Origin of the sequence: Shewanella sp. SM32 (genome assembly GCF_025654235.1) — a bacterium.
Taxonomy (GTDB): domain Bacteria; phylum Pseudomonadota; class Gammaproteobacteria; order Enterobacterales; family Shewanellaceae; genus Shewanella; species Shewanella oncorhynchi.
In genome coordinates, this window is the sequence record NZ_JAKKRO010000035.1 from 25,025 (window position 1) to 49,929 (window position 24,905).

20 protein-coding genes are annotated in these 24,905 nt (G+C 46.5%); 3 read left to right on the forward strand and 17 right to left on the reverse strand.

Annotated features, from left to right (window positions below):
- Positions 1-13: 13 nt before the first annotated feature.
- From L5M10_RS14575 to L5M10_RS14585, 3 genes are all read right to left on the reverse strand, one after another.
- Entirely contained in the window at positions 14-955 is a 942-nt protein-coding gene (locus tag L5M10_RS14575) for a DUF4424 domain-containing protein (protein WP_263162316.1), read from the reverse strand.
- Positions 956-1,001: 46 nt separating this feature from the next.
- Positions 1,002-1,235 (reverse strand): hypothetical protein, encoded by a 234-nt coding sequence (locus L5M10_RS14580; RefSeq protein ID WP_011787794.1) that lies wholly within the window; start codon positions 1,233-1,235, stop codon positions 1,002-1,004.
- A gap of 132 nt (positions 1,236-1,367) precedes the next feature.
- On the reverse strand, positions 1,368-2,705 hold the full coding sequence (locus L5M10_RS14585) for a coproporphyrinogen III oxidase family protein (RefSeq protein ID WP_263162313.1): 1,338 nt from the start codon (positions 2,703-2,705) through the stop codon (positions 1,368-1,370).
- 380 nt (positions 2,706-3,085) lie between these two features.
- On the opposite strand from L5M10_RS14585, the gene L5M10_RS14590 reads away from it, so the two are divergent.
- A complete protein-coding gene (locus L5M10_RS14590) occupies positions 3,086-3,997 on the forward strand; it encodes a bile acid:sodium symporter family protein (RefSeq protein ID WP_263162311.1) in 912 nt (303 codons plus the stop codon).
- 72 nt (positions 3,998-4,069) lie between these two features.
- Here L5M10_RS14590 and L5M10_RS14595 read toward each other — a convergent pair whose 3' ends face one another.
- The 14 genes from L5M10_RS14595 to L5M10_RS14660 form a co-directional block, all read right to left on the reverse strand.
- Positions 4,070-5,461 carry a tetratricopeptide repeat protein gene (locus tag L5M10_RS14595; protein ID WP_263162308.1) on the reverse strand — a complete coding sequence of 464 codons (1,392 nt, stop codon included), beginning with the start codon at positions 5,459-5,461 and terminating at the stop codon, positions 4,070-4,072.
- 493 nt (positions 5,462-5,954) lie between these two features.
- A complete protein-coding gene (locus tag L5M10_RS14600; protein ID WP_263237326.1) occupies positions 5,955-7,538 on the reverse strand; it encodes a methyl-accepting chemotaxis protein in 1,584 nt (527 codons plus the stop codon).
- 449 nt (positions 7,539-7,987) lie between these two features.
- On the reverse strand, positions 7,988-8,971 hold the full coding sequence (locus L5M10_RS14605; RefSeq protein ID WP_263255476.1) for a formate dehydrogenase subunit gamma: 984 nt from the start codon (positions 8,969-8,971) through the stop codon (positions 7,988-7,990).
- 79 nt (positions 8,972-9,050) lie between these two features.
- A complete protein-coding gene (gene fdh3B, locus L5M10_RS14610; protein WP_105250558.1) occupies positions 9,051-9,620 on the reverse strand; it encodes a formate dehydrogenase FDH3 subunit beta in 570 nt (189 codons plus the stop codon).
- Between the two features lie 29 nt (positions 9,621-9,649).
- Positions 9,650-12,502 (reverse strand): molybdopterin-dependent oxidoreductase, encoded by a 2,853-nt coding sequence (locus L5M10_RS14615; RefSeq protein ID WP_263162299.1) that lies wholly within the window; start codon positions 12,500-12,502, stop codon positions 9,650-9,652.
- 17 nt (positions 12,503-12,519) lie between these two features.
- Positions 12,520-12,720: a twin-arginine translocation signal domain-containing protein gene (locus L5M10_RS14620; protein WP_105250556.1), complete on the reverse strand. Its 201-nt coding sequence runs from the start codon at positions 12,718-12,720 to the stop codon at positions 12,520-12,522.
- A 396-nt stretch (positions 12,721-13,116) separates the two neighbouring features.
- Positions 13,117-14,145, reverse strand: coding sequence for a formate dehydrogenase subunit gamma (locus L5M10_RS14625; RefSeq protein ID WP_113940318.1), 1,029 nt, complete (start codon positions 14,143-14,145; stop codon positions 13,117-13,119).
- Between the two features lie 49 nt (positions 14,146-14,194).
- Positions 14,195-14,791, reverse strand: coding sequence for a formate dehydrogenase FDH3 subunit beta (gene fdh3B, locus L5M10_RS14630; protein ID WP_006083566.1), 597 nt, complete (start codon positions 14,789-14,791; stop codon positions 14,195-14,197).
- A 26-nt stretch (positions 14,792-14,817) separates the two neighbouring features.
- On the reverse strand, positions 14,818-17,670 hold the full coding sequence (locus tag L5M10_RS14635; protein ID WP_113940319.1) for a formate dehydrogenase subunit alpha: 2,853 nt from the start codon (positions 17,668-17,670) through the stop codon (positions 14,818-14,820).
- 24 nt (positions 17,671-17,694) lie between these two features.
- Positions 17,695-17,886, reverse strand: a complete 192-nt coding sequence (locus tag L5M10_RS14640; RefSeq protein WP_113940320.1) for a twin-arginine translocation signal domain-containing protein — start codon at positions 17,884-17,886, stop codon at positions 17,695-17,697.
- Positions 17,887-18,063: 177 nt separating this feature from the next.
- Positions 18,064-18,741: a molecular chaperone gene (locus tag L5M10_RS14645; protein WP_263182587.1), complete on the reverse strand. Its 678-nt coding sequence runs from the start codon at positions 18,739-18,741 to the stop codon at positions 18,064-18,066.
- A gap of 10 nt (positions 18,742-18,751) precedes the next feature.
- Positions 18,752-20,413, reverse strand: coding sequence for a 4Fe-4S binding protein (locus tag L5M10_RS14650; protein WP_263255477.1), 1,662 nt, complete (start codon positions 20,411-20,413; stop codon positions 18,752-18,754).
- A gap of 185 nt (positions 20,414-20,598) precedes the next feature.
- Positions 20,599-21,276 (reverse strand): DUF3306 domain-containing protein, encoded by a 678-nt coding sequence (locus tag L5M10_RS14655; RefSeq protein ID WP_263162295.1) that lies wholly within the window; start codon positions 21,274-21,276, stop codon positions 20,599-20,601.
- Positions 21,276-21,740, reverse strand: coding sequence for a DUF3305 domain-containing protein (locus tag L5M10_RS14660; protein WP_105250549.1), 465 nt, complete (start codon positions 21,738-21,740; stop codon positions 21,276-21,278). Before L5M10_RS14660 ends, L5M10_RS14655 begins: the two co-directional genes overlap by 1 nt.
- Before the next feature lie 337 nt (positions 21,741-22,077).
- Here L5M10_RS14660 and L5M10_RS14665 point away from each other — a divergent pair, with 337 nt between their 5' ends.
- A complete protein-coding gene (locus L5M10_RS14665; RefSeq protein WP_113940335.1) occupies positions 22,078-22,950 on the forward strand; it encodes a formate dehydrogenase accessory sulfurtransferase FdhD in 873 nt (290 codons plus the stop codon).
- Between the two features lie 69 nt (positions 22,951-23,019).
- The gene (locus tag L5M10_RS14670; protein ID WP_006083558.1) at positions 23,020-23,925 is read left to right on the forward strand and encodes a helix-turn-helix transcriptional regulator; all 906 of its coding nucleotides are present in this window, start codon (positions 23,020-23,022) and stop codon (positions 23,923-23,925) included.
- Positions 23,926-24,905: the final 980 nt, after the last annotated feature.

The window sequence follows — 24,905 nt, forward strand, 5'->3', positions numbered from 1 at the left end:
GCTTCTTTTTTGATTATTCAAAATTCGGTTTACGAATAAACAGGACGCTGAGATCTTGCTTTGGCGTGAACTGTTTTTGCTGGAACTCAAAGGTGAGTGGGTCAGTTTTTTTAAGCTCGCCATCAAAACACAAACTAATAAGATCTGTGGGCTGGGATTTTTTTAGGGTGAGTTTGAAGTCCTTAATCGACCCTTGCCAGTTATTAGCTGTGACCAAAATATAGCTAAGATGGCTCCATTCGACGCCAATCTCCTGATCTTCACCGTCTTGTTTGACAACGAGATTACGCTTCCGAATACCTTGCTTGGCGCTTTCATCTAAACAGGCCAGTTCAGTGTAAGTATCGATAATACTATTGGCAGTATCGGGGATGCCCGTTGAGAGGCTTGGCGTGTAACTGTGGCTGATGGAGACAGATTGGCCCGCGGGAAAGGTTTGTTCCCACACAAAGTAATCGCTTAGGGTAAAGGCGATTTGTTGGTCCTCATCCAACCATTGCTTGGGGAGTGCGGGTTTACCCTTGGGGACTTCGGCATATTCGGCAAAGTAAGCGACTTCATCTACACCCCAGCCAAGCTGTTTCAGCTCGGTTGAAATATCGGTTTTATCGGCAAGTTGGGCAACAAGCCTGTGCTGAGTTGGCTGGGTTTTGCCATTCACTTTAAGGGTGAAGTTATCAATGCTGCTGTGATCGGCGGAGCCAAAAAACATTGGTGGCATGGGGAAGGCGATGGGGACGATAAGATCCTGCGAACTGGTGTTGGTAAACACATAATCGACCCTGACTTCGGTCTCGCTGATGAAGAGGGACTCTTTATCCATACTGATATTAGGCTGATATTTCAAGGTAATAGAGCCATTAGCATCCCCAAAACTGCTATCGTTGGCAGAGGCAGTTTCTCCGTAGACGAGTAAAATTATAGCAAAAAGGGGTATGGCTAAGTGTGCTGACATGTACTTCTTAACTCTAGTTGGATGTTTTAGTATCAATGGGGAACTATTATTGCGCGCGGGCGAGGTCGATGGCCGCACTTATCGCATTTCGCGCTTGTGGGCTATTTTTCCAGCAAGTGGTGCGCAGCATGCTGGCGACTAAGTTAGCAATATCATCCACTTCGTGTTGGGCGAGTTGTTGTAGTGAGCTGATACCAATTTCTTCGAAGCGTTTAATTACCGTCGGGCCAACGCCTTTGAGTGCTAATAAGGCTTGTTTTTCTTGTTCATTAAAACCCATAACGAATACTCCTTTATTGTTGGGATTGTGCTCAATTAATAGTACTGGGCAAGATTACCTTTAAACCGAGTTAACAAAAAGGCCCTCGAAGGGCCTGTTTAGTCTTTATGAATCAACAATCATCAATAAGTGTTACATATCACAGGGTTTGAGTGGCTTACGCAATTGAGCGCGCACGTTGTCCATGCCGGCGTAAAACTCTTTCATCATCAATAGACCCATCATCTTGCCGTTATCGGTGACGATCAGATTGTCGGGATCTGTTGGGTCATTTTTAATCGCACCAATCAGTTTCATCGAGGTCATTTCTTTAAATAAGGCGGTATCTAAATTGACGCCAAAGGTTTCGCGGAAATATTTACGCGATAAACGGCCGGAGAACATGCCCAGCAAAAAGCGATATTGCATCACGTCTTTTTTGCTGTAGTTCTTTTGTTGCTCGACACCCATTTGACCCGCTGCGATGCGTTCTTGGTACTTACGTAGCGAGAAAGTGTTCACATAAAGCGTGTCATTTAAGAAACTAAATGAGCCCGAACCTACCCCTAAGTATTCGTCGTAATCGATAACGTATTCATCAAATCCTTCGTCATCGGTTTTACCAAATGCCCATGCAGACAATTGATTATATTGACCATTAAGGCTATTTAATATTTGGCGATATTGGTTTGCCATATCCGCTTGCGGCGCCGCTAATTTGCCTTTAACACTCTTACGGGTTTGATGAGTGATCATCAGCGGATAGGTGGTAATTTGTCTTGGGTCTAAGCGCGATGCCATGTCGAGGTCGTGTTGGATCACTTCATCGGTTTGGCCGCGGAAACCAAAAATCAGGTCGACGTTGATAATAGGGAACAACTCTTTGGCACCCATGATCTTGTCGAAGGTTTGCTGACCCGTGCCGAATTTATCGAGTCGGTCGGTCATTTTTAAAATATCGTCATTAAAGCTTTGTACGCCGATAGACATGCGATCCACTAAGCCTTTGAGCTGTTTAAAGCCTGGGCTGTCTAAATGCTGCGGATCGGACTCGCAGGAGACTTCTTTAATGCTAGGAAATAGGGTTTTAGCGTGTTCTATGGTACGGGCTAATTCGTCTTCTAATACCGTGGTGGTACCACCACCAATGTACATAGATTCAAAGTCATAGCCGAGGGCCTTGACCATTTCCATCTCTTTACGTAATGAGATGAAGTAGGCACGCGCCTTGTCTTCCTTAAACATAAAACGGTGGAAGGTACAGTAAGAGCACAGGGTATGGCAGAAGGGAATATGTGCGTATAGCATATATTTTTTGCCTTCAACCGGTGCTGGCATCATTTCTGCTGAAAGCGTATCGAGGCGAAGATTCTTATCGACATAGTACTGCATGACCCGTTCCATCGAGCCGAGCATCCAGTTAGGGACGGTAATATTCGCTTGATAAGGCGTTGCGATAGCGCCGCTGAGCGTTTGAATAACTGATGACATAACGATTCCTATCTGAGAGTGCTAACCGTAAACACCGAAATTGCTTTAGGTAATTCACGACCACCTAGCGCAATAAGACTACCTCGTATGTAATTGTTAAAACGTGAACTGGTTATAAGTTACGGTTTCCTAACAAGGAAATCACGGGCTTTTTGTTAAGCAGATCATGTTTTAGCGATTGAGAATGCATTTTTATCATGCATTTTTTAGCGGAATTTATTGTAGATTTGCGGGGTTAGCTTGCCGTGTCAGTCTAAATGCTGAGATTGAAAATCACCATTCTAGGCATTTTGTTGCTGGCGGATTAGCGCTTGTCTATCCAAGGGTCGGCTGTCATCATCCGAACGATAAAAATAACCTCTTGATGTAAAGGGCCCACTATGTTGGCAAACGTAAACCGCTTCTTCCCGCTGTTGGCACTGATAGGCGCAATGACAGCTTATCTGATACCGAGTTGGTTTACTGAGCTTAAATCCGCCATAGTGCCGCTGTTGGTGATAATCATGCTATCTATGGGGCTCACCTTAGATCTTCAGGATTTTGCTAATGCATTCAAACAGAAACGTGCTGTACTCGCAGGACTCGTGCTGCAATTTTCTGTCATGCCGCTCAGTGCATTACTAATTAGCCTGTTATTAGGATTAGATAGGGAACTCACCATAGGCATGGTGTTAGTGGGCAGTGTTGCAGGCGGCACCGCCTCAAACGTGGTCTGTTATTTAGCAAAAGGCGACGTGGCTTTATCGATAACCATGACGGCACTGTCAACCTTAGCGGGCGTGGTGTTAACACCACTGATTATTAAGCTGTTGATTGGTGAGATGATCGATATACCCTTCGCTGATATGCTGCTGAGTTTAGTGAAAATTGTGCTGATCCCTGTCAGCGTTGGTGTGATTATCAATCATTTTTTTAAATCGCTGGTGGCTAAAGTCGCTCCTGCATTGCCACTGATTTCTATCTTGGCAATTGTGATGGCGATTACGATTATCGTGGCGTTAAATGCCAATCAGTTTGGTAAAGTTGGCCCGATTATTCTGCTTGCCGTGTTCTTGCATAATGGTCTTGGTCTCGCCTTAGGCTATTTCTGTTGCCGTTTATTAGGCTTTAACCACACAGTTTGTAAAACTATCTCTATCGAAGTTGGCCTACAAAACTCCGGTCTCGCCACTGCTTTATGTATTAAATTCTTTAGCCCCATTTCTGCCATTCCCAGCGCGATATTCTCGATATGGCATAATTTGTCTGGCGCCATGTTGGCAGGATATTGGGCGAGAGAATCGCAAGATTAATAAGATGTTGCTGTCGAAAATAGATAATTCCTGTTGCCTAGCAAGCGAGGCCACAGGCTTAAAATGCTGTGACTAATTAACCGGTAATGGGGTCTCGACAGGCATGAGTGTTAGCTGCAAGATATTTTCTTGCCGGCTTAATGCCAGTGGCAGTGTGTAGTTGGGAATGCGTAATCCGAATACGGCACCTTGTTGTAACAAGTGATACAGCTGATCTGTCATGGTAATCGTTAAACTGGCGCAGCCATGTTCATCGACTCTGCCTTCTAGTGGTAAGGCGATTTTGTCAGCTAAGGTTAGATACGCCGCCATACGCCAGTGAGAGTTTTCTCCAATATTGTATGTGCTGCCATGTAGTTGGTTGTAGCCTAAACCACAGGCCTGCAAGCTTAATTGGGTTTTGGCCGCTGTTGGCAACGAAATAATCTGTTGTCGCTGCTGTGCCAGAAACTTACCCCACGTCAGGCGATGAATAACTGAGTCAAGTGAGATGGGAACATACTGATCTTGCTGTTTTAGTGCATTAAAGCGGGCAATGCCCTGTTCCAATTTAGTGAGATCGTCTTCATATTCCAGTTGTGCCTTAAGCAGATTATATGCGGGCGTTTTAGCTTGTTCCATGCCGGCTAATGCCGCTTTCTCGTAGTATGCCAGTGCTTGCACTTTATCGGCTTCTGCGCCCAAACCGTGCTCTTCCATGCTGCCTAAATGATAGTTAGCGATGGCAACTTGACGCTTAGCACCTTGTAAAAATGCGGCTTTCGCACCGCTGTAGTCATTTTCATTCAACAGCAGAGCGCCGTAGTTTGTCCACGCCGTACCGTCATCTGCTGCCATACCCAATTCTAGCCACTTTATGGCTTGCTGGCGTAACTGCGGGATGTTGAGGCTTTCTCTTTCGCTGCCGACACTTTGCATCGCCATTAAGTACGCGCGCAGATACTCGCGTGAGACATTATCCTGATAGAGGTTATCGGGCTGGAGTTCAAAGGCTTGCCCAAAGTAACTCCCCGCTTGCTGCGCCGCAGTGATTGCTTTCGCTAGATAGAACCTTGAGCTGGGATCTGCCGGACTGTGTGCTCGTCCTAGGTTATATAAGGTCGGTAGTTTAAGACCCCGCGCCAGCGCTTCTTCTAACAAGGGGATGGCCTGCGTTTTTCGATCATTATCCAGCGCCATGCTGCCTAGATTATGGCTGGCATGGGCCGAACCTAAGGCTCTGGCTTGTTCATAGTATTGGCTGGCGGTGGCATTGTCTTGCGTGACGCCACGGCCGAGATGGTAGGCTTTACCCAGTAAGAATAACGCCTCAGCATTGTTCTCTGCTGCTTGCTGCTGTGCTTGTTGCAAGAAAGCGTCGTATTGTTGTTGCTCAAATAGCTGTTCCAGCGCGGACTTTTCTGCAGTTGCTGCAAAGCTTACGGTCAACAGTAATAGGAGAGTCGCAATAGTGAATATCTTCATAACATCCTTGTCGTTAAGCGGGTACTTGTAAGCGGTAGTGCTAGTGAAGTTGTTTAACGTAGAGGCTTGTTATGCTACAAGCAAGCCTTGCGGTTTACCACTGTGTTATGGACAGGCGGATGAATTGCAGCGGTAGCACTGCCGGGTGTTGGCGTTACATGGAAGCCGACGATAGCTAATCGTTGATTAGCTGAGTCCGAAGTTTTTTAGTGATATTCAATATTGTGGGAGATGGGCAATACGTATCTTCATTCCTGAACTATAGGCTTCACGCTCTTATTATTGCTTTAGTACAGTTGACACTGAATCAATTTAATCATTTTTTGGTAAATAATTTTTATAAAAATATAGTATTAATAATAGGTTAGTTTTCTTGGCTGCGATTTATATTGCAGGTGTGTGTTTCGCTTTATATCTCATCTAAAAATCTGACAGCCCAATAATTTTTGTTATTAGGCCGCAGATTTAAAAGCTTTTTTTAGGGAGCCTAAACCTAAAGCTTAAAATGCGAGACCACACCGACGAGTTGTTCCTTCGTCGCGGCCAAAGAGGTTGCGCTATTGAGGGTGGCTTTACCGCTTTGATTCAGTTCATCGACCATTTCACGAATGGTGGTCAGATTACGGTTTATCTCTTCGGTCACAGCACTTTGCTCTTCTGCTGCGGTGGCGATTTGATTACTGAGCCCATTAATATCGAACACATAAGTGGTCAGGGTATCAAGGTTTTCCGTCACTAGATTGGTGGTATCGGCGGCTTGTTGGCAACTGTGTTTGGTTTGCTCCATTGCGGTTACGGCGGCATTGGCACCAAGATAAAGTTGTTCCAGCATCTGGTTGATTTCTGCGGTACTTGCTTGAGTGCGTGCGGCCAGTGAGCGAACTTCATCGGCGACAACAGCAAAGCCTCGACCTTGTTCACCTGCACGGGCGGCTTCGATGGCTGCATTAAGCGCTAGCAGATTGGTTTGATCGGCAATTTCACCTATTACATTCAAAATCGCGGCGATATGACGGGTATTTTCGTTCATATCATTAATCGCATCAGCGGCGACATCGACTTTAGCGACCAAGGCAATCACAGTGTTGGCAGCTTGTTCAACGGCTTTCTTCGATTTATCCGCTTGCGCATTTGCTTGTTGAGTAAACTGGGCTGCAGATGCAGCATCACCCGCGACATTATGGGCTGTGGCGCTCATTTCAGTCATGGCTGTCACGACTTGGTCGGTTTCGACGGCGTGGATTTGCAGTGCATGATTATTGGCATTTGACTGTACATTCAATTGCCCTATTTGGTCGGACATATGATCCGAGGCTTGGGCAATTTCAGACATAATTTCACGTAGATAACCTATCACACTGTCGAGATCTTCTGCGAGTGAGCAGAGCTCATTTTGTCCTTTAATATTTGTTTTATGAGTTAGGTCGCCATGGGCAAGACGTTCCATTACCCGTTTTATCTCATTGATTATGTGGACGAGTTGTTTACTCATAATGAGGGCGCTGAAGAGTGACGCTACAATCGCGAACAAGATCAATCCCAGTAGGATACTTTCTGTTGAGGTGACTTTATCTTCAGCTTGTTTGCCTAACTCATGATTTCGCAGAGTGATCAGCGCGACTAATTGGTTGATTTGATTACTGACCTTAGGCCCGAGCGCAGCACGCTCATTGGTTAGCTCAGGTACTGCTCCAGTTTGTTTAGCGAGTGCCAGTTCTTCTTGGTAGAGACGAACATAATGTTCTGTTTGTGGTAAAAGAGTGTGAATAGCTTGAGCATCAGCGCCCATGAAGTCGGTATTAAATTTGGTCAGTTGAGAGACGAGTTGTGCAACCTTATGTTGTTGTTCGGCGATAGCTTTACCGTTGTGGACTAAGGTGGCTAAGCGCAACTCAAAAAAGGATTCTCGTACTGTAGTGAAAGTTTCTGCGAGCTGAGTGTTGTCGACTAGGCTTTTACTGGTCTCACCGAGTTCGTTAAAACTGCGATAGCACGAAATACCTATGATGATCAGTAAGATACTTGTAAACACTGATGGCAATGCCGTCAATGTACTGGTTTTGGCATTTTTAAACATGGTGACCTTCTAGGATAAAAAGCAGCAATGCGTAATTTAATTACGCTATAGGTAATTTTAGCGTGCGCGTGAGCTAGCCAGCAAGAGAGTATTTTATGGAAATGTCTACTAAGATACTGTTTTTAATTGAATTGTTTTATTGGTGTTGCATCTGGTTGGTTGCTAAGTTACGAAATGTTGTGTTGTTTAAATTCAACTTTTATCTAGATGATTGTTTTTATTATTAAATAACTATGATACATGCAATTTTTTTACAGTGATTTAGCATTTAAATTGGTCTTTGTGATCTCGTACTCAAATGCTACAAATGATTCAAAATGTAATTCAGACATATACTTAAAGCCGATGACTCATGCTGAAATAAAAGCCCCCGCCAGTAGTGATTGACGGGGGCTCTACGTTTGCTAGTGGCTAAGTATTTTTTGAATACCTACAACTAGATTTCAGTCTTATTCTTTATATTTAAGCGTGCCGTTGGCTTTGATTTCATCAAACCATAGGTTGTGATGTTGGCTTGCCCAGTTTTCATCACAGTAGCCTGACACCATACATTCCATACCACCTTCTGACATCACAGTTGCCATGAAGATGTGTACGATAGAGAAAGCACAGATCACGATAGCGCTCACTGAATGCAGTACCAGGGCGATCAAGCTTAATGTACGGCTTGGCTCGAACAGGTTAGGGAAGAGTAATAACATGCCCGAGGCTGAAATGATTAATCCAAACAGGGCAAATGCCCAGAACCACATTTTCTCACCCGCGTTAGCAAAACCTGCATCTGGGTGCTTACCTTTGAACGGACCAAAGTTAATGTAACCGCCTACTACCATGAACCACTTTACGTCGTACATTTTTGGCTGCTGGTTTTTCGCCCATAGGGTGGTCATCAATGCCCAACCTATCATGAAGGGAATCGCCATCACGTCATGGATTTGCTTCGCGCCATAGACGATTGCTTCCCAGATGCCTTCACCCAACCAAGGTTGGAAGAAGAAGCGACCCGCCAGCAAGGTTAAGCCTGTTAAAATCAACAGTAAGCATGGAATAGCGCCTAACCAGTGGATTGAAACATCAAACTTAGACCAGCGATGCACTAACTTGCCTGAAAAACCATGGTGCAGCTTGGAGATGCCATTCACCTTGATAAATAGGACAAAGATAATGATCATACCGAATAGTGCTGCCATTAAGGCGGGCGCTAACCAGTCGCTACGCAGCGCTAATACCCGTAAATCGTAGGTATTGATCGGCTGAGCATGAAACTCACTTTGGGAGGTAGTGTATCCCGTGGCACCATCCTTCAGTTGCGCCCAAATTTGGGCATCAGACTGTTGAACTTGATTCGCCAGTTCATCACCACCATTGGCTATACACACAGCACTAAATAACAGTGCTATGGCGAAACCTATGTGTTTGAACCATTTGTTCATCATACATCCTCTCTCACTTAGTCGCGCCCACCTAGATAGGCGCTAAGCTAAGTCTGTGGACAGATCCTGTTGACCTGAATTAATTCCAAGCCGCGTTTTTAGCACCACGATAAGCCACACGCTCACGGAAGATGCTTGAAACCACTTCGGCATCCCCCGCTAACAGGGCTTTAGTCGCGCACAGTTCTGCACACATAGGCAGTTTGCCTTCGGCAATACGGTTTGAACCGTATTTTTGGCGTTCTGCATCTGAGTGGTTTTCTTCTGGGCCACCGGCACAGAAGGTACATTTATCCATCTTACCGCGGCTACCAAAGGCACCTTTTTTCGGGAACTGAGGTGCGCCAAATGGACAGGCGTACAGGCAGTAACCGCAACCAATACAGGCATCTTTGTCGTGTAGCACTATGCCGTCGTCGGTTCTGTAGAAGCAGTTTGCTGGGCAAACCGCCATACAAGGTGCATCTGAGCAATGCATACAGGCGACAGAGATTGAGGCTTCACCACGTTGACCATCGTTGATTGTCACTACGCGGCGGCGTTGGATCCCCCACTCGAGAGCGGAGTCGTTTTCGTTTTTACAGGCAGTGACACAACCGTTACATTCGATGCAGCGCTTGGTATCACACAAAAATTTCATTGTAGCCATAATGGCAATTCTCCTAGCTTAAGCTGCACTTACGCTTTAACAATCTGACAGAGTGATGCCTTGGTTTCCTGCATTTGTGTCACAGGGTCATAACCATAGGTCAGCGCAGTGTTACAAGATTCACCAATAACGTAAGGCACTGTTCCCTCTGGATAATTAGGCGCTAAACTTTCTCCGTGCATCACACCCGCAAAGTGGTATGGCATAAAGGTAACGCCGGGTTTTACCCTTGGGGTAACCATGGCTTGCACCTTAATACGGCCACCTTCGGCGCCTTCTAACCAGACGTCTTCACCGTTACGAATGCCGCGATCGGCAGCGTCGGCAGGGCTTATCTCAACGAACATTTCCTGTTGAAGTTCAGCCAGCCAAGGGTTGGAGCGAGATTCTTCACCACCACCTTCGTATTCAACCAGACGACCCGATGTCAGTACCAACGGGTACTTGCCGCTCATGTCTTTGTCTTGGATAGACTTATACAGCGTAGGGAGACGGTGTACTTGCATGTCGTCATAGGTTGGGTATTTTGCCACTAAGTCACGACGTGCTGTGTATAACGGTTCACGGTGTACAGGGACTTGGTCAGGGAAAGTCCATACAATACAACGAGCTTTAGCATTACCAAAGGGGATACAACCGTGCTTGATTGCCACGCGCACTATGCCGCCTGACAAATCTGTTTTCCAGTTTTTACCTTCGGCTTCCGCTTTTTCTTCCGCCGTCAGATCATCCCACCAACCCAATTGTTTGAGCATATCGGCAGTAAATTCTGGGTAACCGTCTTGAATTTCAGCGCCTTTAGAATAAGTGCCATCGGCTAAAATGCTTTGACCCTTATATTCAACACCGTAACGGGCACGGAAGTTACCACCGCCGTCTTTAACGTGTTTGGCTTGGTTATAGAGGATCTGAGTGCCAGGGTGTTTAGCCTCTGGCGTGCCCCAACATGGCCAAGGTAAACCGTAGGTTTCGCCTTTAGCTGGGCCGCCTGCGGCTTCCAACGTCTTGTTGCTGAAAGTGCCCCAGTTTTGGGTGTGTAACTTGATACGCTCAGGGCTTTGACCTGTCATACCGATAGTCCACATACCGCGGTTGATTTCACGGGTGATTTCTTCAATCACAGGTAAACCATTTTCAATCGCGATGCGTTTAGTGTACTGCTCGGCAATACCCAGTTTTTGGGCTAAACGGTACATGATTTCGATGTCGGTTTTAGACTCGAACAGTGGCTCGATGACTTGCTCACGCCACTGGATAGAACGGCCTGAGTTAGATACTGAACCGTGAGTCTCAAACTGAGTTGCCGCAGGCAGCAGATATACGCCATTCTTACGACGGTGCATAACACCTGCCATCGTTGGGAATGGGTCGACAACGACGACTGTGTCCATCTTGTCTAAGGCATCACGCACTTCACGCTGACGGGTTTCAGTGTTGACCGATTGTCCCCAGAAAAACGCCATACGGATATTATCTTTCTGCGCTAACTTGCTCTTATCTTCTAACACACCATCGTGCCAACGAGAACAAGGGATACCCGGTGTCGTCATTGGATCTTTGCCAAGGTAGGCTGTTTGATCGAAACGACCTTTCACCCATTCCATGTCCAGATCCCAAACATGGGTCCAGTGACTCCATGCTGCAGAGGTCAAACCGTAGTAACCGGGTAAGTTATCAAATAACAAACCTAAGTCAGTTGCGCCTTGTACGTTATCGTGGCCACGGAAAATGTTAGTGCCGCCACCTGAAACGCCCATGTTGCCCAGTGCTAATTGCAGAATACAATAAGCGCGAGTGTTGGCATTACCCACGTGGTGTTGAGTTCCACCCATACACCAAATCACAGTGCCAGGACGGTTATCAGCCATTAATTTAGCCGCTTGATAAACCTCGGCTTCGCTCACGCCAGTGATGTTTTCGACTTCTTTAGGTGGGAACTTCTTCACTTCAGCACGGATACTTTCCATCTCGAAAACGCGGTGCTTGATAAAGGTTTTATCTTCCCAACCATTTTCAAAAATGTGCCATAACATACCGTAAATAAACGGAATATCAGTGCCTGGGCGAATTGCACAATGCAAGTCTGAATGCGCTGCAGTGCGAGAGAAACGTGGGTCAACGACGATGATTTTGGCGTTGTTTCTTTCTTTAGCGATCAGAATATGTTGCATCGAAACGGGATGCGCTTCTGCTGGGTTTGCCCCGATCAGGAAGATGGCATGAGCATTCTGGATATCGTTGAAAGAGTTTGTTTGCGCACCGTAGCCCCAAGTGTTAGCAACACCGGCTACAGTGGTAGAGTGACAAATACGAGCTGAATGGTCGACGTTGTTTGTGCCCCACATAGCCGCCAATTTGCGGTACATGTAACAACCTTCGTTAGAAAACTTAGCGCTACCCATGAAGTACACTGAGTCTGGGCCAGATTCTTTACGAATGTTGAGCATTTGGTCGCCCACTTCGTTAATAGCATCTTCCCAAGAGATTTTTTTCCACTTGCCATCAACCAATTTCATTGGATATTTCAGGCGTTTTTCACCATGACCATGCTCACGCAGTGCAGCACCTTTCGCGCAGTGACCACCAGCGTTGAATGGATGGTCGAATGCGGGTTCTTGGCCCGTCCACACACCATTTTGTACTTCGGCATACAGGCCACAACCGACGGCGCAGGCACTACAAATAGTACGTTTGATTTCGATTGGCGCATCATGCGGCACTTCTTTGGCTTCGACACGACGCATCATGCCTGTGCCCATCAGAGATGCTGCGGCAATACCACCAGTAGCGATACCTGCGTGCTTCATAAATTGACGACGGCTGATGCCTAACGCCGGTTTGTCTGCCACTGTGGCAACATTGGACTTGCGAGTTAACTTCATCGCTGACTTCTCCTAGATTAGCTGCGCAAGCTATCGTAATAGCTGCTGATATGCGCAGTTTCGTGGTAACCCTTTGACTCTTTAGTGGTTACCTTGCTGCTCTCGCTGACCTGTGCCACGCTCATGCCGGTTGCGGCAATGGCGGCACCCGCTACGCTGCCGACGGTGAGCGCTTTGAGCAAAGATCGGCGAGATAAATCGCTGGGTTGCTGCTTCATGCTGACTCCTGAAATTAGGGTTTAGTTTTTGAGATCGCACGGCTTTTTGTGGGGTTCATCTTGTTATCAAAAAGTGAAGATTAGCGGCGGAAAAGATAATGAAATCATCTTGTTTACCATCAATCATCGCGCGTGACGGCAATATAGTAGGAAAGGGTTGAGTAGGAATTGATCTAGGACAGTTTGCAGCCCTGAAATCTGCGGCCGTTCTCTTAAAGCGTTAACTCGCTCATAGTTTAGTGAACTACTGGGGAGGATGGCGTTGGCGGATTTTTGTATCTCGCTGTTTCAGTTGTTAATTTTTTGTGCTTTTGAATTAATGCGATGGGTATCAGTGCGAATAAAAAACACCCCGCGATGCGGGGTGTTTTGAGGATGTAAAAGCTGCGGTTTAACTTAGTCTTTATACTTTAAGCTGCCGTTGGCTTTGATTTCGTCATACCAGAGATTATGGTGCTGGATTGCCCAGTTTTCATCACAATAGCCTGACTTCATACACTCCATACCGCCTTCGCTCAGTACGGTCGCCATCCAAATATGCACTATAGTAAAGGCAATCAAGATAATGGCGCTGATAGAGTGGATCAGCAGCGCGCCCATAGAGGCTTCGCGGGGTAAATCCAAGCCTGGCAATACCAACATGATGCCAGATACGCTGATGAATAAACCAAACAACATCAGGGTCCAGAACCACATTTTTTCACCGGCGTTAGCGAAACCACTGTCAGGGTGCTTACCTTTGAACGGGCCAAAGTTGATATAACCACCTACCACTAAAAACCATTTCAAATCATACATCTTGAAGGTTTGTAACGGCATCCATTTCACCACACATACAGCCCAAGCCGCGATAAAAATGGGACCTGCCCAATCGTGGATTGTTTTGCTGCCATAGATCAATGGCGCCCAAAGGTCGGGGCCTAACATTGGCTGTATGACATGCTTACCTAACATTATGGTTAGACCGGTAAACATCAGTGCCAGACAGCTGCTCGCCATGATCCAATGGATCCACAGATCCGCCTTGGACCAGCGCGAAACCATCTTGCCTGAAAAGCCATGACTCAGTTTTGATGGACCATTCACCAGATAAAACAATAAGAAAGCACCAAACACACCTACCACGGCTAGCGCCATTACGGGGGTTAAGTATTCATTTCTCAGTTCTTTACCTTGGTTACCGGCAACGTTAATCAACACCCCAGTATCTATCCCTTTCGCAGTGGTATAGCCGGCATCGCCTGCTTTTACCGCTCGCCAAAGATCGGCATCGCTGGTTTGCGCTTTCGCCTGTTGTTGACTCGATTGCTGATCACTTGCGTGTACTGGGTTTGAGCTCATGACTGAACCTAATCCCAATCCCATGACGAGCACCAACAGAGCAAACAGACTGCGCAGTGATTTGTTTAACTGTTTGTTTAACATTTTCACTCCTTGCCAGAGGTTAGGGATTTCTCCCTAACCCTCGCTCTGCTTAGTTAATCTCACCTGTCTTGGGGTTGTAACCCCAAATCACGTTAGGATTGCCTCGAGAGGCCATACGTTGACGGTAAATGTTTGACACCACTTCCGCATCACCTGCGAGCAGCGCTTTAGTAGAACAAAGCTCAGCACACATAGGTAACTTGCCCTCAGCAATACGGTTAGCACCGTATTTTTTACGCTCAGCTTCGGAGAAGGTTTCTTCTGGGCCACCGGCACAGAAAGTACACTTGTCCATCTTGCCACGACTACCAAAGGCAGTCTTTTTCGGGAATTGCGGTGCACCAAATGGACAAGCATAGAAGCAATAACCACAACCGATACAAGTATCTTTGTTGTGCAGCACTATGCCGTCTTCGGTACGGTAGAAACAATCTGCCGGACATACGGCCATGCAGGGAGCGTCAGTACAGTGCATACATGCCACTGAGATTGAGGCTTCGCCAGGTAGACCATCGTTGATCGTCACCACGCGGCGACGTTGAATTCCCCACTCGAGAGCGGAGTCGTTTTCGTTCTTACATGCAGTGACGCAACCGTTACACTCGATGCAGCGCTTGGTGTCACACAGAAATTTCATGACTGCCATAATGGCTTATCTCCTCATCAAGTAGGTTAGGCTTTGCTGATTTGGCATAGGCTGGACTTAGTTTCTTGCATCTGAGTCACAACGTCGTAGCCATAAGTTAAAATGGTGTTTGCAGATTCGCCTATCACGTAAGGCACTGTGCCTTCTGGATAGTTTTTCGCTAGGCTTTCGCCTTCAAACACCCCAGCAAAGTGGTATGGCATAAAACATTCACCGGCAATAACGCGCGGTGTCACCATAGCCTTAACCGTGATTTTGGCGCCTTCTGGACCATGAACAAAAACATTGTCACCGTCGCGAATACCGCGATCCGCTGCATCTGCAGGGTTCATTTCGATGAACATTTCTTGTTGTAGTTCAGCTAACCAAGGGTTAGAACGGGATTCTTCACCACCACCTTCATATTCCACTAGGCGGCCTGATGTGAGTGCCAATGGGAAGTCTTTAGCAAAATCCTTGTCTTGAATTGACTTATACAGTGTCGGTAAACGAGCAACCATACGATCTTCGTAGGTGGGGTATTTAGCGACTAAGTCACGACGAGGCGTGTAAAGTGGTTCGCGGTGGCGTGGAATATCGTCTGGGAATGTCCATACAATACAACGAGCTTTAGCGTTACCGTAAGGGATACAGCCGTGCTTGATAGCAACACGTTGGATACCGCCGGAAATGTCAGTTTTCCAGTTTTTGCCTTCGGCGTGTTTTTTCTCGTTTTCGGTCAGGTCATCCCACCAACCTAATTGCTTAAGCATATCGGCGGTAAATTCAGGATAGCCATCTTGGATCTCACTGCCTTTAGAGTAAGTACCTTCGGCAAGAATATTATTGCCTTCATGTTCCACACCATAGCGAGCACGGAAGTTACCGCCACCGTCTTTCACATGTTTGGCTTCGTTATACAGAATTTGGGTACCAGGATGTTTCATCTCTGGTGTGCCCCAACAAGGCCAAGGTAAGCCGTAGGTTTCGCCTTTGGCAGGACCACCGGGGGCTTCTAAGCTGTCAGCATCAAAAGTACCCCAGTTTTCTTGGTGCATTTTTAAACGCTCTGGGCTTTGTCCGGTATAACCGATAGTCCACATACCTGTGTTAAATTCGCGGGTGATATCTTCAATCAAAGGCTCTTCACCATTGACTTTAATATGCTTGAATAGCTCTTTATCTATACCCACTTTTTTGGCGAGTTTGTACATGATCACATGATCAGGCAGGGATTCGAACAGGGGTTCTATGACCTTAGAACGCCATTGTACTGAGCGGTTAGTCGCAGAGATTGAACCGTAGGTTTCAAACTGGGTTGCCGCAGGAAGTAAATAAACCCCATCTTGACGTTGGTGCATAACACCCGCCATGGTTGGGAATGGATCGACAACGACGACGGTGTCCATTTTGTTTAAGGCTTCACGCACTTCACGGCCACGGGTTTCAGTGTTGACCGATTGTCCCCAGAAGAACGCCAGACGAATATTGTCTTTTTGCGCTATCTTGGTTTTATCTTCTAACACGCCATCGTGCCATCGCGAACAAGGAATACCCGCAGAGGTTTGCGGTTTTTGTCCTAGATATTCGCCTTGATCGAAACGGCTCGCTACCCAATTAGGGTCGAGATCCCACACATTATTCCAATGGGCCCAAGCGCCAGTCGTTAAACCGTAGTAACCCGGTAAGTTATCAAATAACAAACCAAAGTCGGTTGCGCCTTGCACGTTATCATGGCCACGGAAAATGTTAGTGCCGCCGCCAGGTACACCCATGTTGCCCAGTGCTAACTGTAAAAGACAGTAGGAGCGAGTGTTCGAGTTACCCACGTGGTGCTGAGTTCCACCCATACACCAAATAATGGTGCCGGGTTTGGTTTCAGCCATCATTTTGGCGACGCGGTACATCTGCGCCTTTGGTACACCCGCAACTAACTCAACTTCTTCAGGGGTATACTTCTTCACTTCCTCGCGGATACGATCCATGCCATAGACACGGTGTTTGATAAACTCTTTATCTTCCCAGCCGTTTTCAAATATGTGCCATAACAGGCCATAAATGAAGGGGATGTCTGTGCCAGGACGGATATGCACGTACTCGTCAGATTTCGCTGCAGTACGGGTGAAACGTGGATCAACAACGATGATTTTGGCACCGCGTTCTTTACCAATCAAAATATGCTGCATGGCAACAGGATGCGCTTCACTGGGGTTTGCCCCAATAAACATGATGCACTTAGAGTTGCGAATATCGTTGATTGAGTTGGTTTGCGCACCGTAGCCCCAAGTGTTAGCAACACCGGCTACCGTGGTAGAGTGACAAATACGGGCAGAATGGTCGACGTTGTTCGTACCCCACAATGCCGCAAATTTGCGATATAAATAAGCTTGTTCGTTAGAGAACTTAGCGCTACCCATAAAGTAGACTGAATCTGGGCCTGACTCTTGACGAATTGAAGCCATTTTATCGCCGACTTCATTAATCGCTTGATCCCAAGAGATCTTTTTCCATTTTCCGCCTTCTAACTTCATGGGGTATTTCAGGCGTTTTTCGCCGTGACCATGTTCACGCAGTGCAGCACCTTTCGCGCAGTGACCGCCAGCGTTGAACGGGTGATCGAATGCGGGTTCTTGACCCGTCCATACACCATTTTGTACTTCTGCATACACACCACAACCTACGGCACAGTGAGAACAGATGGTACGTTTGACTTCGGTGGGAACATTGTGGCCAATATCTTCTTGGGCCTGTGCTTTACGCATCATGCCTGTGCCCAGCATGGACGCCGCAGCGATCCCTCCTGTGGCAAGACTTGCCGATTTTAAGAATTGACGACGATTGAGACCCAGTGCTGGCGCTTTAGCTTCGACAACCTGGTCTGTTTTGCGGGTTAATCGCATCACACACTCTCCTCTATTTTAGTTTTAAAGCGACGCATAATAGCTACGAATATGGTCGGTTTCGCGGTAGTTCTCACTTTTAGGCTCTGTGGTTGCTGCCGTTTTTGTCGAAGCTAACGCTTGACTACTCACAGTGACCACTGCGCCTGCCGCACTGCCGAGTGCCAATGCTTTAAGCAATTGACGACGGCCCATGTCGGAAGCTGGCTTCTTCATAGTGTCTCCTTGTGTTACTGGATAAGGTGGTACAAACGGCTACCACCTCGGTTATTGTGGAAGCCTAAGCTTCAGTTATTGTTGCGAAGGTGAACATTAATCTCACCTTCGCAGTTTGAACTCATCTCTAACATTTACATTTAGCACGCACATGCCGCGCTATCACTCAGTTTAGTCTTAGTTCATTAACTCTACTGGTTTTGCTAAATCGCTGGTGGCTGGCTGTAAGTCTGCGCTGCCTGGGCAATTGACTGGAATATCTAAGCTTAATTGCTCAAAAGCACTGGCTTCCATTGCAAAAAAAGCTTTTGCTAGCTGTGCAACCGTGGCGTAAAACGCCGCACTTGGCGCTTTGGCTAAATTGTCGCAAAAACGGCCAATCCAGCTGCCGATATGGCGTTGGTAAAAAGCCAATTGGCGATAACTTGGCGCTTCTAAAATCAGGGTACCCATCACTTCACACAGGGCAGCAACGTGATCTTCGGGTTCCTTGACGTTGTCTTCGCGTTCAAACCCCAGTTGCATTAAGTCTTGGCGTAGCAATGCCAGTGGTTTATCCATCAATGAGCCCGTCATAAACCAGCTGCCGTAGGGCAGGATCTCACCGCAACCTACACCGAGGAACAGGGCAAAATACTCGTCTTCTAGTTGTGCACTGTTGAACTGCTGTGCGGCGAGTTGGAGTGATAACCAAGCTTTAGTCATCTCGTTGTCTTCATTGGCATCAATTTCAAGATTGGCCAAAAACTGTAGCAGTTCAGGGCTTGGCTGACGGCGCAATAGGGCGGCTAACAGTTGATAGATATCGGCTCTCAACTGATCGTTTTCTGAAACTTGTCTTACTGATTCGGTCATAGCGGATCTCTTATCGCAGTTGCTTTTCAGGATCTTGAAGAATGTCTTCAAACATGTCTTTTACCCGGCAGTCGCCACACATTTTCAAGCGTTCAATATTGGCAGAAAATGCGCTGTGCGCGCCGACCATATCCAGCATCCGATGCACCATAGATTGGGTCGCAAAAGGAGAGCCGCAGCGAATACATTCGAAGGGGGCTTCTTCTTTCAGGGTGTGTTGTTGCTGACGGGCAGCTTTATTAAAGTTAATTTGCGGGGTAAGGCTGATAACCTTTTCAGGACACGCTGCCTCACATAAACCACATTGCACGCAGTTTTGCTCGATGAAGTGTAGTGCAGGTTTGTCGCCACCATCTTGTAATGCCATCGTGGGACAAATTGCCACGCAGGACATACACATAGTGCACTTTTCTACATTTACACTGACTTTGCCAAAGGGAATATTGTTGAGGCTGAGGCAAGTATCGATTTCACCCGCTTGGCTATTGAGGTGATCTATCGCTTCAAATAGCGTGTTGCGTTTAGTGGTCGAGGCAAATGCAGCGGGCACGATCACGGGCCAATCTAAGCTGATATCGAGCATCGAATGTAAATCGGCAAGCATGCTCGGGTCGATGAGGCTAATGCGTTGTGGCTGGCCCATTTCATCTAAAATGCTATTGGCTAACGACAGTTCGCCTTTAAGCATTTGCGTTAGGGTTGGCGCTGTTGCGTCTGTGTTGAGGATCAGCACTTGGCGCGCGCCCCAAGCGAGTACTGACAACCAATGATCTACGCTAGCAACGGTAATTTCTTCTAAGGCGACGGGGATAACATCACCCGCTAGATCGTCGGTGACAAAGTCGGCGCCGACGGCATTATCGTGGAACAAAATCACCGGTGCGGTTTGGGCTTGTTCGCGGAAACGGCTAACGACTTTGTTCAGGTATGAATGCAAAGCTTGCGGCGTAGGTAAATCGTAACTGATGGCACCAGTTGGGCAAGCACTGGTACAACTGCCTGCGCCATGGCAAAGATATGGATCGATTTCAATTTTCTTTGCGACACTGCTGATCGCATCTGCCGGGCAGAAGTTGAGGCAACGATTACAACCATTGATGCCATTGCGGTCGTGGGCACAGATATCTGGGTTAATTTTGACGTAGCGCGGCTTATCAAATTGGCCGATGAGATCGGGAATTTGCGCAAGGGCATCTTCGAGTTTTTCAGCGTCTTGGCCTACGTAAAAATAGCCGGGTGGCAGCATTTCTAAGTTCAAACAAGCTGCGCTGCTCAAATCGAGCACGATATCGAAATGGGGTTTACGGATTGACACTAAACTGAGTTCGGCAGCACCATCTTGATGTTCAACACTGACTTGAAATTGGCCTAAAAAGCCTTTTACACCAATGAGTTTGTTGTAATAGCTTTCGATATCAGTTGCCGCCGCCATGACACGTTCTAGGTGTGCTTCATCTTGGCTGGTAATGGCTTCGTTGGCTAAAATCACCCGATGGGCCATAGTGGACAATTTGTCCGCGGCGAGGCGAGCCAGATCTTCTGGGCCAATAATAAGAACATTGCCTTCGGTGGTATAGCTGACAGTTGGCGGGATCAGATTCTGCAACATCTGAGTTTGCGTTAATACCTGTTGTCGCGCTTGTTTTAACGCTTCTTGGGTTTGATTGGTCATCAAATAAGTGCTCACATTGCGTTCCTGAACAGTACTTTGGCTGTTTCTTGTTTTACTGTATCTGGGCAGATTTAGGCGGCTGGTAATAAGTAAGTCATTGCCTTTTCTGCTTTTATCTAAGCTTTTTACTTAGTACAGCAATTCACATACCAAAGTTACGGACATTAAAATTAGCTAAACTGACGTTAAACAACTCGGGTATGTGCCTGAGCTAAGGGCTCTGGTGCATTTTGGGGTAGGTCATCAGTCTCCCCATCCAAATTGTCCGTTATCGGCTCAACTGCCCATTCGATTTCGACTTCATTAGTCTCATGAGTTGTTGTTTCGCTTACATCAAGACTCACGGATGGATTGCTTTCTTCAGTTTGTTTGGCTAAAGCAGCTGATTCTTCATCCGAGGTCTCGCTGTCTTCGGCTATGTAACGGAAGACTTTTTGCATCAATTCAGCTGAGACTTCTGCACTGAGTTTCGGTTGATTACTGTAATCGAGTGCATATTCCAAAAGCCCATCTATCTCGTTGAAATGCGGTTGTTTCCACAATGCACGTAGCGCTGCTGATTTAGCCGCAGGGTCAACATTAGCACCCATAAAACTCGCAAAGCTGCCGCCTATTTCAATTTCGTCGGGATTGGGTAAATCCGCTGCAGTGAGGATGCGATTAGGATCGTCATGCTCTGTAGTATTAGGTTCAATGGCTGACTCTGTGGGTTGAAGCTGCTCAACTGCCATAGTGGGCTCGGCTACGATGGTCTCCTGAGGTGTGATTTCCCCGTCAGCTCGCGCTTCCTCTGCTGCAACTTGTTCGCGCCGTTGGTTCCAGCGACTCAGTAGCCCGCCTGTTTTTTGTATGGATTCAGCCATTAGTCCCTCCGCAATGGATCGTGACTTGGGCCTTGATTATTACGGCCATCGACATGTTTACGGCGATGAGCGGCAATTTCGACTTCACCATATTGGGTGATAAAGGCTTCAATCCAACAAGCGATAGCTTTTGGCATCAATAAGTTGAGGACAGGGGTATTGCCCTCAAGACAACCCGCCGCGACATTCTGATCCGCCGATAATGCCGCCGGTATCCAAGTGCCATCGGCCGTTTCATCACATACTAAATACAGCATGGCGTTATCTAAATCGAGATTGAGGCGATAGCTGGCGCGTTCGTCTTTGTGCAGTTCGAGTAGCACTAAGGTTGCATCGTCTGGGGCTTGATGGGTGGCGGGAAGTAGGTGATCAATTTCCCATTGTACTGAGGTCCAGCGGCCAACTTGCTTCTCTACTTTCTTGAGTGAAACGTACATAGGCCAAACACTAGTTGTATGTTGCATTGTCTCTCCGTCTCAGCCGTGTTGATGGACAAACCGTAGAGTGAACGGTTCGGTTTTACCAACAAATTGCGATAAAAGGTCACTGCAATATTGGTGCCAGTAAACATAGTGGATTAGTTTGAGCTAGATCATCAAAAACACCCTATAAATTGGACATTTTGTCCAGTACAGGATTTTGTTTGGGACATAAAAGGGCTAATGAAAAATCAGCATTGCGGCAGATCACGCATTTAACCCCAATTTTTATGTCTAGGTATAAATATTGCTATGCTCTGGCCATGACTCGTTAAGCGGTAACATTATGATCTCTGAAAATATCACTATTCCTGATAACAACATGAGCACAGATAGCGAAATAGCGGCAGCCAATCCTTCTCAAAAAACTCAGCATCAGTGTTCTTTTGTGAGAACTCAAGTGGAAGTACCGCTAACCATTGCTGTAAAAGCAGTGAATGAAGCCGGGGAAGTGTTGGATAAATTTGTCGCCTGCGAACGTCCGCTTACCGTGTATTTGAACTGGCGACCAATAGTGACACTTATGACCCTAGGGGCGAAACCTGAGTCACTGGCGTTAGGTTATCTTAAGAACCAAGGCTTTATTTCGGATGTCAGTCTATTGGACTCGGTTATTGTCGATTGGGATGTGAGTTCTGCAGCCGTGGTTACCCGTGAACAAACCGCCGATCTGGATGAGAAACTCTCCGAAAAAACGGTGACATCAGGCTGTGGTCAAGGCACGGTTTATGGCAGTTTTATGCAAGATTTAGACGGCATCAATTTACCAACGCCAAGTCTTAAGCAAAGCACCCTTTATAGCTTATTGAAAAATATCAACGAATATAATGAAACCTATAAAAATGCGGGTGCTGTACACGGTTGTGGCTTGTGCGAAGACGATAAAATTATGGCTTTCGTCGAGGATGTTGGCCGTCATAATGCCGTAGATACTTTGGCTGGGGATATGTGGCTGACTCAGGATCGCGGCGATAATAAGATATTTTATACCACTGGCCGCTTAACTTCGGAAATGGTGATTAAAGTCGCCAAAATGGGGATCCCTATTTTGCTATCACGCAGTGGCGTGACTCAGATGGGCTTAGCACTAGCGCAGCAGTTGGGTATTACTATTATTGCCCGCGCCAAAGGTCGTCACTTTTTGGTGTACCACGGTAGTGAAAATCTGCAGTTTGATGCCAATACGGCTCCTTAGCCCCAAGTTAGCCAAGACAGTAATGCTAAAACTTACATGCAGTAACGAAGAATAAGACAAGGAAACAAGATGACGTCTGCCAGTGAATTGGTCTACATGAGCGCGAAGCAAGTGGCCGAGTATTTAGATCTTAATGAGAAAAAAGTCTACGCCATGGCTAATGACAGAATTCTCCCCGCCACTAAAATCACCGGTAAATGGCTATTTCCGAAAGTGTTAATCGACCGTTGGGTAATGGATTCTTGCCACAGTGGCATGCTGACCGACCGTTTATTGATCACTGGTAGTGACGATCCACTATTATCTATGCTGGTGGCGCGTTTGATGGCGCAAGTTGGTAGCCGTGAGTTGATAAGCTACAGCGCAACAGGTTCACGCTTAGGGTTAGAGTTGCTTGCTAAAGGTTATGCCGATGTGTGCACCTTACACTGGGGTAGCATGGAGGATAGAAATATTCGCCACCCAGCTTTACTTAAAGGTTATAACAATCATCAGCAATGGATCATGGTGCATGGTTACTCCCGTCAGCAAGGGTTGATCATGCGTGCCGATATGCACCACAGATGCCAAGAAGAAGATAAAGTCGTGAACTTGCCTTGGCGTTGGGTGAGTCGTCAGGGGGGCGCAGGTAGCCAACAGCACTTAGAGCATTGGTTGTTAAAGCAAGGTGCTCGCTTAGATCAACTTAATGTCGTGCTAACTGCCTATAGTGAACGCGAGTTGGCGGGTTATATCGCTAGGGGGGATGCCGATATTGGTTTTGGTTGTCAATCTGTGGCTTTGGAAAGTGGTTTAAGTTTCGTGCCGCTGATTAAAGAGTCTTTCGATTTCGTTATGCCGCAAAGTATTTACTTCCGTCGTCAACTTCAACAACTTTTTACTATGTTGGCGAGCGGTCACTCGAGGCAAATGGCGGCACTACTTGGTGGCTATGATCTTACAGACTGTGGACAACTGCTATGGAGTGCGAGCTAATCCACTCAACTCGATAATGGATTAAGGTGAATAGAGTTGAATGGCCTCTGAACTACTTATTACTGCTACTACATGCTGATATCTAATGTAGTCAGCTACTAACGAATAAGTATCAAAGAGACCCTCTTTCTATTGCGGATTACGTCGTTTCGACTTTCTATGGTGGGTTGGTGGGAGGCAACTACTATATATAGGTAAAGTATCTTTATCGCCAAATACACTCAGAGTGTCATCTTCTTCTGTTGTTCCCCGTCATTCTCCCATTAACGACTCTATATAAAAGTGGAGGTGAGATATTCCGGTTCGAGCAGCCGTTATTCTCATTTAAATCTGATAGCATTCATGCTCATGATCCCTTTGTCTTGATACTGTACGCTGGCAATCAATTAGGCCAAATTACAGATAAAGCGCTATTTTGTGGATAACTTTGGGGGTAAGTGGTGTGTATCTTGTGGCTAGATTAGATAATTAGAATTAACTGCAAATTTCCTTAAAATAGGGGTTGCACAAAATTCTCTGCTGCCTATAATGCGCATCCACTGACACGGCAGACAGCGAAAGCAGGCTGACGAGTTAGGTTGAATTGAGTCGCTTTTAAGCACTTAATTCAAGCGCAGCAAGAAGTTGTAAAAAACTCCTTGACGCGAAACGGGAAATGCGTAGAATACGCAGCCCTAGCCAACTGGAAGCGTTCGACGCTCAGTGTGGTACTCAAGTTCTCTTACGAATAYTGAGTTGCTCTTTAACAAGATAAAACAAGAAATCTGTGTGGACACTCACAGGTGTTGAGTTAATCGAAACTGCTTAACCTTCGGGTTGGCAGTCAAAAATTTAAATCAATGTAACAATGAGTGTTCATAGTAATATGTACAGTTTGTTTCTTTAGTTAGAAACAAAAAATCAGAATTCATTGAGCCGCTGAAGTCGCAAGACGGAAGCAACAAAACTTTAATTGAAGAGTTTGATCATGGCTCAGATTG